An 11,509-nucleotide genomic window follows, 5' to 3' on the forward strand; every position below is an offset into this window, starting at 1 on the left:
ATTAGCGCGGATTTTCGCGGACTGTTCGGGATGGCCAGTGTGAGACTGCCGTACTCCGAGGTCACGCAGGCCATCATTGGGTGCGCCTATGAGGTCCACAGGCAACTGGGCGCGGGCTTCCTCGAAAAGGTTTATGCCAATGCCCTCAAGATGGAACTCGAAGGCCGATCGCTGGGCGTGGTCGCCGAAGCGGCGATCGACGTCCTCTACAAGGGACGCCTCGTTGGAGTCTATTACGCCGATTTGCTGGTTGAGGGCCAGGTAATCTGCGAAGTCAAAGCTGTGCGGGACATATTGCCCGAGCATGAAGCTCAACTCATTCACTACCTGAAGGGCACCGCCAGGACAGTTGGGCTTTTGATCAACTTCGGTGGGCCGTCGCTCAAGTTCAAGAGAATGGTCTTCACGCCGGAGCAAGTCGGCGGAAATCCGCGCTAATCCGTGGCCAATACGAGGAGGGTAGGGTGAACGACTACGGGGACGTGCTGTACGAGGTGAAGGGGCATGTGGGCGTTATCACGCTCAACCGGCCAGAAAAGCTGAACGCGCTGTCCGCTGCACTGACGGCGGGGATGGCGAAGGCGCTGACCGACGCGCAGGAGGACGACGAGGTGCGCGTGGTCATCGTGACCGGCGCCGGGCGCGGGTTCTGTTCGGGGGCGGACCTGACGCCGCCGAGCGGCAGGACGCTGGCTGACGGGCCGGCGGGGACACCCGAGCGGCCACCATCGATCGCTGACAGGCGGTACAACCTGCGAGGGGTGCAGAAGGTCGGACGGGCGGTGCTGGGCCTCGACAAGCCCTATATCGCGGCGGTGAACGGGCCGGCAGCCGGTGCGGGGATGGACCTGGCATCGATGGCGGACATCCGCTTCGCGGCGAAGGACGCGCGCTTCACCCAGGCGTACACCCGCAACGCTATCGTCCCCGGGAACGGCGGCTGCTACTTCCTGCCACGGATCGTTGGCATGGCAAAGGCGCTGGAGTTGCTCTGGACGAGCCGGACGTTCGACGCCGACGAGGCGCTCGCGATCGGCTACGTGAGCCGCGTCGTCGAGACGGAGCGGCTGATGGAGGAGACGATGGCCTTCGCGGAGGAACTTGCGGCGGGGCCGCCGGTGGCCATCCAGTACATCAAGCAATTGGCGTACAAGTCGCAGCAAGTGGACCTCGATACCTCGCTGCGAATGGCGCAGTGGCTGCAGACGATCGCGTCGGCGACCGAGGACGCGCGGGAAGGTCCGCGCGCGTTCCGTGAGAAGCGCGCGCCGCAATTTCAGGGCAGATGAGGCGCGGCTGGCCGATGGTGTAGAAGCCAGGATCCGCCGGGCGGATGGCAGCGCGGCGGCGCTTGGGCCTGAAGGCGGGCGGCTTTGGACCGAATGGCACTCGCGGCAGGCCGGCCGGCAGGCGATGCTCGGCGCATGAAGGCGTTTCTCCTCCTTGCGCTGCTCACGCTTGCTGCGGCTGCCTGTGGCGGCTCGCCGGCCTCGTCAGTTGACGACCATCTGCACCTGACGGCCAAAGACAACGGGCGTACCTTCGATATCGCGAAGGGCGGCGAGATCATGGTCGTGCTGTCGAGCAACGCTTCCAGCGGCTTCAGCTGGGCGGTGCTGGAGCCGCTCCCGGACCAGCTTCGGCTGCAGGGCGAACCGGAGTACGTGCCGCCTCGCGGGGCATCGCCGGCGGCCGGGGCCCCTGGCGAGCAGGTCTTTACCTTCAGGGCGGCGAAGAGCGGCACTGCCGAGCTCCGCCTCAGCTACCGGCGCCCCTTCGACTCATCAGCAGCCCCGGCCGAGACATTCGCGGCGACGATCGTCGTCCGGTAGAAGCTGACGAGCGCTCGGGCCTTATCGAACGGTGGGTGGCGGCCCCGCGCGACTGGCACAAGATGGGCCGGCGGGGCTCCTGTATGATCGATCTACCTGATGCGATGGTTTGCCCCCCAGGCCTTCTCCTGGGGTGGCGTCCTCGCAGGGTCTGAAGGAGCTCGCGAATGACATCGAGGCGTGTGGAGCTTGACCCGGTCGCGGAAGCGCTGGAACAGATGCCTTACGGGCTGTACATCATCGGGTCGAGGGGCGAGGACAACATCAACGGCATGATGGCGGACTGGGTGATGCAGGTGTCCTTCCAGCCACGGCTCATCCTGGTGTCACTCGAAAATACGAGCACGACCCTGCGAAACATCCGCCATTCGAAGGTGTTCACGGTGAACCTGCTGGACTCCGAGAGCAAGGCGCTGGCGGCGAGGTTCTGTCAGCCCCGCGACGCTTCCAAGATCAAGGGACGCTCCGAGGCCGCAAGTCACGTTATCTACAACAAGTTCGACGGCGTCGACTACTTTGAGGGCGAGCTTACGGGCGTCCCCATACTCGCCGATGCGATGATGTGGCTCGAGTGCGAGCTCGAGGACGAGGTCGCTGCCGGCGACCACACGCTCGTAATCGGCCGGGTGCTCAGCGGCGAAGTAGTCGACTACAAGAAGGAACCGCTCACGCAGCGGATCCTGGGCTGGTCCTACGCGGGGTAGGAGTGGCCTCGGCGGCGGTGCATGGGTGGTGGTGGCCGGGGGTCGGAAGCCTGCCGCAGCCCCTCATGAGCAGCGGAAACGGTAGCCTGCGGTCGTTGCTCGCGTAGAATCGGCGAAGGTTCAGGCCGGAGGAGGCGCCTGCATGGCATACATCGAGCGGGATGGAGTGAAGGTCTACTACGAGGCCGAAGGGCAGGGGCCGGCGATCTTGCTCAGCCACGGCTACAGCGCGACCGGGCGCATGTGGCGGGGACAGGTGGCGGCGCTGAAGGACAGCTATCGCGTGATCACCTGGGACATGCGGGGCCACGGCGAGACGGACAGTCCGGAAGACCAGTCGCTGTACTCGGAAGAAGTGACGGTGGACGACATGGCGGCGATCCTGCGTGAGTGCGGGGTGAGCGAGGCCGTCATCGGCGGGCTCTCGCTCGGCGGATATATGTCGCTGGCCTTCTATCTCAAGTACCCGCAGATGACGCGCGCCCTGATGCTGTTCGATACGGGGCCCGGCTACCGCAACCCGCAGGGGCGGGAGGCGTGGAACCAGACGGCGTTCCGCCGCGCGGAGCGCCTGGAGCAGGGCGGGCTCGCGTCCTTGACGGGAGGCGACGAAGTCCGCCAGAGCATGCACCGCTCAGCAGCGGGCCTGGCAAAGGCCGCACGGGGAATGCTGGCTCAGTTTGACTCGCGGGTAATCGAGTCGCTGGAGTCGATCAAGGTACCGACGCTGGTCCTCGTGGGCGCCAACGACGAGGCATTTCTCCAGGCGACCGACTACATGGCGAACAAGATCCCGGGGGCGAAGAAGGTGGTGATCGCGGACGCGGGCCACGCGGCCAACATCCACCAGCCGGCGGCGTTCAACGAGGCGGTGCTGTCGTTCCTCAGGGAGGCGGGGATCTAAGGGGCGGTCTGCCTGGCTATCGTTCCTACACGTAAATACACGTGCCCTAGGCTGGCTTATATCTGCAGGCGGCCCAGGAGGCCTTATTCGCGCGTGCGGATGAGTATGAGCTTGTCGGCGCCGGACTCGGCGCCCCAGACTTCGCCGGGGCGGCCTAGTATCTGGCGCACGTTGCCGTTGGGGCTGGGAAGCGGCAGGACGGTGAACTGCTCGCTGCGGGGGTCGAAGCGCACCATCGCGTTGGCGCCGAAGTCGCTCAGCCAGACGATATCGTCTTCGTCCACGTAGACCGCGTAGGTCATGGGGTTGGCGCCGGGCAGGCGCCACTGCTTCCACGACTTCGCCCCCGGGTCGTAAACGCTGACCTGTCCCGAGTTCCACTCGCTCACCCAGATGCGGCCGGAGGAGTCGGACCAGACCCGGCGCGCCCCCTGGTTCGGCGTCGGCGGCTGCACCTGGACGGCGCGGCGAGACTCGAGGTCGATCTGGGCGATGTGGCTGCCAGCGAGCGAGGCATAGAAGACCTCGCCGCGCGGTGTCGCGGCGATGCCGTAGGGGCCACGGCCGCCGGGCGCCGAAAAGACCTCGATGTTGCCGCTCCTGGGGTCGAGGCGGCCGTAGACACCGGCCTGGCCGGTGAACCAGAGGATGCCGGCGCGGTCGAAGACCGCGGTGTTGAGGTTGGTGTTCGGGCGGTCGGGCGGCAGCCGAAAGACGCGCACCTCGTCGGTGACGGGGTCGACGCGGACGATGGCGTTGAGGCCGCCGTCCGTAATCCAGGCGGCGCCGTCAGGGCCGGCGATAACCCCATGGGGCGCTGAGCCGGTCCCGAGCTTCACGTGACGCGTGGCCCCGCTGACGGGGTCGAGGATACCCAGCTCGCCGGTGCGTTGGGCCGTGTACCATACGCGCCCATCCGGCGCGGGCGCGACGTCGTGCGGGCCGGAACCGCGTGGGACGGCGAACTCGACGATGCGCAGGCGGTCGGGAGGGACCGGCCGGGCAGCCGCGGCCACGGCCGTTGGCGACGGCCTGGCGTCTTCCCCTCGCGCCGGCCGCGACGGCGCGAGGGGAATCTCGTCGCCGGCGTCCCCGCAGGCGAGGGCGGCCAGTGCGGCAAAGGCGGCCAGCACGCGGGCGGCGCGTTTCACAGGGAAGACGATACCAGGCCGGGCGCCGGCGATGTGTTAAGCCGACGGATCAGCGCGCAGCCACGGCGTTGGCGCGAGGCCGCAGGACTACGCGGGGAGCGACGAGGCTGGTCTGGGCAGCCGGACGCTGACCTCGTCCCCGGGGCGGATGAGGCCCGGCGCGAGCACGGTGCCCACGACGCCGCGACGACCGAAGGAGGCCTTCACGAAGTAGCGTCGCACGGCTGGCCCGTAGGTCAGGGAGAGCTCCTCGGCGGCGTTGTCACAGGGGTCGTTCTGGGTGCTCACCTGCAGGCGGCAGCCGCTGGGGAATTCGAGGACCGTGCCCGGCGTGACGGACGCCAGGTGGATGCCGCGGAGGCGGATGTTCTCGCCCATCTCCCCGAAGGCGAAAGGCGCGACGCCCAGCTCCCGGCAGAAGGCTTCGACTTCATCGGTCGAGACGGCGGACCACTGGCGCCGGTTGGGGATCGGTCCACCGCTGCGGGAGGAGATACGGGTCTCGCCGGCATGACGGTCGCCCTCGAAGCCGGCCGGGGCGCAGTAGGCCTGCTCGCGCGGCTCCTTGGCAACGCGGCGGCCGGGCGTGCTGATGCAGACTGCTTCGACGATCACGGGCATATTGGGTGTAGGGTAGCAGGTCGGGAGCGGCTTCGGGCTCTCGACCGGGATCATTTGGCTGGGATGGCAAGATAGCGACTGAGGACGCTCGGGTCTCAGCGACGCTAGAAGGCGAGGCGGGATATGGAGATCGCGATGGTTGGGCTAGGGCGGATGGGCGGGAACATGGCGCAGCGGCTGCTGCGCGGCGGGCACCGCGTGCTGGCTTACGACCTGAACGAGGCGGCCGTCGCCGAGGCGGAGGCGTGGGGCGCGAAGGGCGTGAGGCGGCTGCCCGAGCTTAGAGGGGCCATGTCTGCGCCGAGGCACGTCTGGGTAATGGTGCCAGCCGGCGCGCCGACCGAGGAGACCGTCGAGGCCCTTGCGGACGTCCTGGAGCCGGGTGACACCATCGTCGACGGCGGGAACAGCAACTACAAGGACTCGATGCGCCGGGCGGAGGCCCTGCGGTCACGCGGCCTGCACTTCGTGGACTGCGGCACGAGCGGAGGCATCTGGGGGCTCAGCGAGGGCTACTGCCTGATGGCCGGCGGCGAGGCGGCGGCCGTGGAACGCCTACGGCCCGTATTCGAGACGCTTGCGCCGTCGCCGGGACGCGGCTGGGCCCACGTCGGGCCGTCGGGGGCCGGCCATTTCGTGAAGATGGTGCACAACGGCATCGAGTACGGCCTCATGCAGGCCTACGCCGAGGGCTTCGAGATCCTGAAGGCGAAGCGAGACTTCAGCCTGGACCTGGCGCGGATCGCCGAGACGTGGCGTCACGGCAGCGTCGTGCGCTCGTGGCTACTGGACCTGACGGCCGCGGCCCTGGCCGAGGACGCGGAGCTCGCGGACGTGAGGCCCTGGGTTGCGGATAGCGGCGAAGGCCGCTGGACGGTGGCGGAAGCGGTCGACCTCGACGTGCCGGCGCCGATCATCACGCTGTCCCTGATGATGCGGTTCGTCAGCAGGCAGGAGGACAGCTACGCCGCGAGGCTTCTGGCGGCGCTGCGGAACAAGTTCGGTGGCCACGCTGTCGTCGAACGAAAGTGACAGACGGCACAGCGCGTCTGCAGACGGAGGCGAGAAGTCCGCGGCGATGCCGGACACGGCGTTGCCACATGTTCGTACGAGAGCCACGTATTCGTTGACAACCTTGCGAAGCAGGCCTATGATGCGCGGGTTCCAAGTCGGCGGCGGCGAGAACCCATGAGCGGCAGCGGCGTCACTTTGTTCCGTGCGGCCGGGCGCGATGCGTCTGGCGGCGGTCCGCACGCGGGCAGGAGGAGTGTGTCCAGGACGAATACCTGAGTCCAGAGCTCAGCGAGAGACCCTCCAGCCCACCTGCGCCGCAAGGTGGGCTTTTGATTTGCCGGAAGCGAGGCACCAGCCATGAACTCGATCCCCTTGAGGGTGGACAACCTCACGAAGTCGTTCGGGGGCGGGCGCGACCTGCTCGACGTGCTGCCGTGGGCGCGAAAGCGCAACGCCCGGCAGGGGCCGAGCGTGGTCGTGAGGTCGGTCTCGTTCGAGGTCGAGCGCGGCGAGATCTACGGCGTCATCGGCGCGAACGGCTCCGGGAAGTCGACCCTGATCCGCATGTTGAGCACGCTGCTCCTGCCGGACGACGGGTCTTGCGCGGTCTTCGGCTTCGACGTGGTGCGTGAGGCCGCGAAGGTGCGCTCCTTGATCAATCGGGTCTCAGCGGACCCCTCGTTCTTCCGGAACATGTCCGCGATGGAGAACCTGCTGTTCTTCGGCCGCGTGTACGGGCTGACGCCGGCGGAGATCAGGCGGCTCACGCCGGTGATCTTCGAACGGTTGGGCCTGGAGTGGGACAAGGCCGCAGAGCCGATGAGTCATCTTTCGCGGGGCCAGCAGCAGAAGGTGGCGGTGGCGCGGTCCTTCCTGACCTCGCCGGTGCTGATGCTGCTAGACGAACCCACCACGGGGCTGGACCCGCGCAGCAAGCGCGACGTGCAGGCCTTCATCCGCCAGGTTCGGGCCGAGCACGACGCGACGATCCTGCTGACGACGCACGACATGGACGAGGCGGAAAAGCTCTGCGACCGGATCGCCTTTCTTGCCGGAGGCCGCATTGCCGCGGAGGGCACCCCGGAGGAGTTGCGGCGGCGCGTGGCCGGCGGGCGGCCCCTGGAACTGATCAACATGGAGACGGTTTTCATGGAACTCACGGGCCGGAGCATCGAGGAGGACGAGGAGCCGGAGGAGGTGGCAGTTGGCGCTTAGCGTTGCGGAACGGATCGAGCGCGCCGGGAGCATGAACCCGGCCGGGCTGGCCTGGGCGTTTGTCGAGCGCCAGACGAACCTGTGGAAGCGCTACTGGGCCTGGGAACTGGTCTGGCTGCTGTACGGCGTCGTCAACACGCTGGCGATTACGTTCATCGCGGAGCAGGTTGACCAGGCGGGACTCGCCGGCGGGCAGGACGTATCGGGCCTGGTCCTCTTCCTGCTCATAGGCACCCTGGTCTGGGCCTATCTCTCCGCGGTGCTGGACGACATCAGCCTCGTGGTTACGTGGGAGCGCTGGGAAGGGACGATCGAGCACACGCTGATGGCGCCCGTGCCCCGCATGCTGCACCTGGTAGGCATGTCTGTGTTCGGGGTGCTGCACGCCGTCGTGCGCACACTGCTGATCTTCGCCTGCGCCGTCCCGTTCTTCACGGTGGACCTGAGCTCGGCGAACTGGTCCTCGGCCGCGCTGGTGCTTGGCATCGGCAGTTTCAGCGTCGCCGGGCTGGCGATCCTGGCGGGAGTACTGCCCCTGCTCTATCCCGAGCGGGGCACGCAGATGTCCTTCATGATCCAGTCGGCCCTGCTGCTGGTCTCCGGCGTTTACTACAGCGTGGAGGTGCTCCCCGGTTGGCTGCAGGCGCTGTCCACCATCTCGCCCGCGACGTACATCCTGGAGGGCATCCGCGGCGCGTTGGTTGATGGCGAAACGCCGGCGGACCTGGCGGGGACGCTCGTCACGCTGGCGGGCTTCGGGGTGCTCCTGTTGCCGGGAGGAATGGCGGTATTCGCGGCCGGCGAGCGCTGGGCGAAGAAGACGGGGAGGCTGAAGAGGCAGGGGTGAGCGCCAGAGCCTTGCCGGCTCCTCCACTCCCGCGGCCGCGAAGCGCGCCCAGACGCGACTGCTCCCCTGTGACGGCCTGGCAGGCCCCGGCCAACCCGGAGGCTAGTGAGGACCCACGGGACCGCTGAAGGCCCAGCCCGAAGGCGCCGGCGGTTAGCCCCGCGGTGGCGTTCTCGATCGCCGGCCACGAGGCTAATCGAGTCCGGCAGGCTCACGGACGGCCGGTTGGCCTGACCCGGGCCCCGCCGAATGGCTCTAGGGTGGAAGGAGGAGTCGCGTAAAATCGGGGAGGTGAGTGATGACCGGGTCTTCGACATAACGATCATTGGCGCCGGGCCGACGGGCCTGTTCGCCGCTTTCTATGCCGGGCTTCGGGGCATGACGACGAAGATCGTGGAGTCGCTGCCCGAGCCCGGCGGCCAGCTCGCCGTCCTCTATCCGGAGAAGTTCATTTACGACGTCCCCGGCCACCCGAAAATCCTGGCGAAGGACCTCGTGCAGCAATTGCTCCTGCAAAACGAGCTCTTCGCGCCGGAGTATGCGTACGAGCAGCGCATCGAGACGCTGACGCGGACGCGCGCCGGCGAAGAAGAGGTGTGGCGGCTGGGCACGAGCGTGTCTCATCACCTGAGCCGCACCGTGCTCATCACAGCCGGGATCGGCGCCTTCGCGCCCAACAAGCTCGACCGCCCCGGCGTTGACGAGTACGAGGGCCGGGGCGTGTACTACTTCGTGAAGGACAAGCGCCCCTTCCGCGGCAAGCGAGTCCTCATCGTTGGCGGCGGCGACACGGCCGTCGATTGGTGCCTGAATCTCAAGGACTGGGCCGCGAGCATCACCCTGATCCACAGGCGCGCGGAGTTCAGGGCACACGAGGCCAGCCTGGCCGCGCTCCGCGTCTCGGAGATACCCGTCCTGACGTACTGGGAACTCAAACGCGTGTGGGGGGAAGGTAAGGTCGAGCACGCGACGATCTACGAGAACCGCACGGGCGAGGAACGCGACCTGGACATCGACATGGTGCTGATCAGCATCGGGTTCAAGGCGGCGCTCGGGCCGATCGAGGCGTGGGGCCTGCAGATGGCCGACAACCGGCACATCCGCGTCAACGGCTTCATGGAGACGAACCTGCCCGGGGTCTTCGCTGCCGGCGACATTGCCGCGGTGGAGGGCTCCGAGCCCTTGAACCTCATCGTCACGGGCTTCGGCCAGGCCGCCATCGCGGCGAACGCCGCCAAGCAGCGCGTGGACCCGAAGGCCCGCATCTTCCCCGGACACTCGAGCGAGCTGCGCCTGTAGGGACCATGGCCACTCAGGAGGTCCTGAGGCCGAAGGGGCGGAGCGATCGCTTTGCCGGCCTCGGGCGCCTTCCCCTTAGCGCGGCCGCGTTCGCGGCGACGGGTGCGGCGACGCTCGCCGCCTACGCCGCGCTCTGGCTGGAGCCGCTGTGGCTCGGGCGTTTCAACCCGTTTACGGGCGAGGCCCTTGCGCTGGGGCCCATCCTCGGCCTCGACGTGCGCGGGGCCGGCAGATACGCCGTCGCGGCCGCGGCGCCGATGGCGCTCTACGTCGCGGCGCTGCTCCTCCTCCCGCGCGTGCCGGCCCGCACCGCCTGGAGGGTCGCGATCGGGGTCGCGGTCCTGGCGCCGGTGACCCTGGTCTACACGTACCCGGCCCTTGCGGCGGATGTCTTCGACTACCTGATGAACGGGCGGGTGGTGTCCGAGTACGGGATGAACCCGTACACCCACCCGCCCCTGGAGTTCGCGGCGGACCCCTACTACCCGCCCGTGGGATGGAAGGGCCTGCCGGCCGTGTACGGCCCAGTGTGGATTGCGGTCATGGCCGCGCTTACGGAAGTCTGCGGCTCCAATACGCTGGCGGCGTTGCTTGCCACCAAGGCCCTGTCCGTCGGGGCGCACTGGGCCGCGGCCGGTACCGTGTACCTGCTCGCCAGGCGGCTGACGCCAGGGAAGGAGCTCTTCGCCTTCGTTGCCCACGCCTGGAACCCGCTAGCCGTGATCCACTTCGCCGTGGACGGCCACAACGACTCGCTGCTCCTCCTCTTCCTGCTGGCCGCCGTGTGGTTGGCGCTGGACCGGCGCTGGGAGGTGGCGTTTCCGGTGTTGACCTTGTCCGTCCTGGTCAAGTTCGTGCCGGCGGTACTGTTCCCCCTCCTGCTCTGGCAGGCGCGGCGCGAGCCGCGAGCGGCTCTGACCGGCCTCGCCGCGTCCGTCCTGCTTGCCGGGATGTTCTTTGCCCCGCTCTGGGCCGGCGCGGCGACGTTCGACGGCGTCCGAGACCAGGCCTCGCGCTCGACATCCTCGCTGGCGGCGGTGGCGGACTTCTATCTGCCCTACGCGTGGTTGCGCCCGGCAGCGATCGCGATCTTCTCCCTGGGCTTCCTGGCTGTGCTGCGACGCCGTCTCGATGTGGTCAGGGGCAGCTACTGGATACTGCTCCTCTACCTTTTGGTGCTCTCCTTCTGGACGAAGGCATGGTACTTCACCTGGGTCGTGGGCCTGGGCGCGGCGATCGGTGGCGGCGCCTTCTGGGTGACGGTGCCGGGCGCCATCGGGCTCCTGGCCGCGAACGTGGTGGGAGGCTGGGCCTGGCCGCTCAACTGGTTCGACTGGTACGGCAGGGGTGGCCTCGTCACGATCGAGGCGGCCCTCACCGCAAGCACCCTCGGGGGCTGGATTGTCGGCCTGCTGGCCTGGGCCGCCGGGGGCCGCCGTCGCGGCCGAGCCGCGCCGAGCGGCGCGGGAGCGCTGCCGCGGCCAGGTGGCCTCAGGGCCCGGCGAAGACGACCGCGTAGTATTTGATGCCGGACGCTGAGACGGCTACTCCGACCCCAACGCGCGTGAACCGGCTGCTCAGAATGTTGGCGCGATGGCCGGGGCTGGCGAGGAAGGCTGCCAGCACCGAGGCGGCGCTGGTCGCCTCCGGATAGCTGTTGAAGCCGATGTTCTCGGCCGCGTAGGGCGCGGGGATGCCGGCCGCGTCGATGAGGGAGAAGGCGGTCTCGCCCGTGGGCGAGGTGTGAGCAAAGTAGCCGCGCGTCGCCATGTCCGCGGCGCGCCGTTGCGCCACCGAAGTCAGGCCGGCATCGAGGCGGAGCGGCGCCAACCCGGAGCGGCCACGCTCCGCGTTCTGGCCATCGAATACCTGCTGCCCCAGGGCACTCAAGCCGACGGCCACGGGCTGCAGGGCCGGCGGCG

Annotated in this window: 13 protein-coding genes; 10 read left to right on the top strand and 3 right to left on the bottom strand. The window is 68.3% G+C overall.

The genetic code is table 11. The annotated features are described in order from the left end of the window. The first annotated feature begins 30 nt into the window (after nt 1-30). The 5 genes from VNN10_04060 to VNN10_04080 all read left to right on the top strand — a co-directional run bounded on the left by VNN10_04060 (nt 31) and on the right by VNN10_04080 (nt 3,440). Nucleotides 31-438 (top strand): GxxExxY protein, encoded by a 408-nt coding sequence (locus VNN10_04060; protein HXH21181.1) that lies wholly within the window; start codon nt 31-33, stop codon nt 436-438. 26 nt (nt 439-464) lie between these two features. Beyond that, complete coding sequence (locus VNN10_04065) at nt 465-1,289, top strand: enoyl-CoA hydratase-related protein (GenBank protein ID HXH21182.1); 825 nt, start codon at nt 465-467, stop codon at nt 1,287-1,289. A 135-nt stretch (nt 1,290-1,424) separates the two neighbouring features. Then, complete coding sequence (locus VNN10_04070) at nt 1,425-1,832, top strand: protease inhibitor I42 family protein (GenBank protein ID HXH21183.1); 408 nt, start codon at nt 1,425-1,427, stop codon at nt 1,830-1,832. A gap of 167 nt (nt 1,833-1,999) precedes the next feature. Next, on the top strand, nt 2,000-2,536 hold the full coding sequence (locus tag VNN10_04075) for a flavin reductase family protein (protein ID HXH21184.1): 537 nt from the start codon (nt 2,000-2,002) through the stop codon (nt 2,534-2,536). A gap of 142 nt (nt 2,537-2,678) precedes the next feature. Further along, on the top strand, nt 2,679-3,440 hold the full coding sequence (locus VNN10_04080) for an alpha/beta fold hydrolase (GenBank protein HXH21185.1): 762 nt from the start codon (nt 2,679-2,681) through the stop codon (nt 3,438-3,440). Nucleotides 3,441-3,523: 83 nt separating this feature from the next. Here VNN10_04080 and VNN10_04085 read toward each other — a convergent pair whose 3' ends face one another. Together VNN10_04085 and VNN10_04090 are read right to left on the bottom strand one after the other, a co-directional pair. After that, entirely contained in the window at nt 3,524-4,456 is a 933-nt protein-coding gene (locus VNN10_04085; GenBank protein HXH21186.1) for a lyase, read from the bottom strand. Between the two features lie 222 nt (nt 4,457-4,678). Continuing rightward, nucleotides 4,679-5,266: an MOSC domain-containing protein gene (locus VNN10_04090; protein ID HXH21187.1), complete on the bottom strand. Its 588-nt coding sequence runs from the start codon at nt 5,264-5,266 to the stop codon at nt 4,679-4,681. A gap of 69 nt (nt 5,267-5,335) precedes the next feature. On the opposite strand from VNN10_04090, the gene gnd reads away from it, so the two are divergent. The 5 genes from gnd (at nt 5,336) to mptB (ending at nt 11,113) form a co-directional block, all read left to right on the top strand. Next, nucleotides 5,336-6,244, top strand: a complete 909-nt coding sequence (gnd, locus tag VNN10_04095; protein HXH21188.1) for a decarboxylating 6-phosphogluconate dehydrogenase — start codon at nt 5,336-5,338, stop codon at nt 6,242-6,244. Between the two features lie 339 nt (nt 6,245-6,583). Further along, nucleotides 6,584-7,441: an ABC transporter ATP-binding protein gene (locus VNN10_04100; GenBank protein ID HXH21189.1), complete on the top strand. Its 858-nt coding sequence runs from the start codon at nt 6,584-6,586 to the stop codon at nt 7,439-7,441. Beyond that, nucleotides 7,431-8,288: an ABC transporter permease gene (locus VNN10_04105; GenBank protein HXH21190.1), complete on the top strand. Its 858-nt coding sequence runs from the start codon at nt 7,431-7,433 to the stop codon at nt 8,286-8,288. The genes VNN10_04100 and VNN10_04105 overlap by 11 nt, the downstream gene beginning before the upstream one ends. Before the next feature lie 291 nt (nt 8,289-8,579). Beyond that, nucleotides 8,580-9,587, top strand: coding sequence for an NAD(P)/FAD-dependent oxidoreductase (locus VNN10_04110; GenBank protein ID HXH21191.1), 1,008 nt, complete (start codon nt 8,580-8,582; stop codon nt 9,585-9,587). Between the two features lie 5 nt (nt 9,588-9,592). Continuing rightward, nucleotides 9,593-11,113, top strand: a complete 1,521-nt coding sequence (gene mptB / locus VNN10_04115) for a polyprenol phosphomannose-dependent alpha 1,6 mannosyltransferase MptB (protein HXH21192.1) — start codon at nt 9,593-9,595, stop codon at nt 11,111-11,113. Here the strand turns inward: mptB and VNN10_04120 are convergent. Further along, nucleotides 11,079-11,509: CAP domain-containing protein (locus tag VNN10_04120; GenBank protein ID HXH21193.1), on the bottom strand; the 431-nt coding region annotated here is incomplete at its 5' end. The genes mptB and VNN10_04120 overlap by 35 nt on opposite strands.

It is taken from the genome of Dehalococcoidia bacterium (assembly GCA_035574915.1).
Classification (GTDB): domain Bacteria; phylum Chloroflexota; class Dehalococcoidia; order DSTF01; family WHTK01; genus DATLYJ01.

Excerpts from the sequence above, each read along its gene's own strand:
- VNN10_04060 (HXH21181.1), top strand. The coding sequence starts at position 31 with ATGGCCAGTGTGAGACTGCCGTACTCCGAGGTCACGCAGGCCATCATT.
- VNN10_04070 (HXH21183.1), top strand. The coding sequence starts at position 1,425 with ATGAAGGCGTTTCTCCTCCTTGCGCTGCTCACGCTTGCTGCGGCTGCC.
- VNN10_04075 (HXH21184.1), top strand. The coding sequence starts at position 2,000 with ATGACATCGAGGCGTGTGGAGCTTGACCCGGTCGCGGAAGCGCTGGAA.
- VNN10_04080 (HXH21185.1), top strand. The coding sequence starts at position 2,679 with ATGGCATACATCGAGCGGGATGGAGTGAAGGTCTACTACGAGGCCGAA.
- VNN10_04090 (HXH21187.1), bottom strand. The coding sequence starts at position 5,266 with ATGATCCCGGTCGAGAGCCCGAAGCCGCTCCCGACCTGCTACCCTACA.
- gnd (HXH21188.1), top strand. The coding sequence starts at position 5,336 with ATGGAGATCGCGATGGTTGGGCTAGGGCGGATGGGCGGGAACATGGCG.
- VNN10_04100 (HXH21189.1), top strand. The coding sequence starts at position 6,584 with ATGAACTCGATCCCCTTGAGGGTGGACAACCTCACGAAGTCGTTCGGG.
- mptB (HXH21192.1), top strand. The coding sequence starts at position 9,593 with ATGGCCACTCAGGAGGTCCTGAGGCCGAAGGGGCGGAGCGATCGCTTT.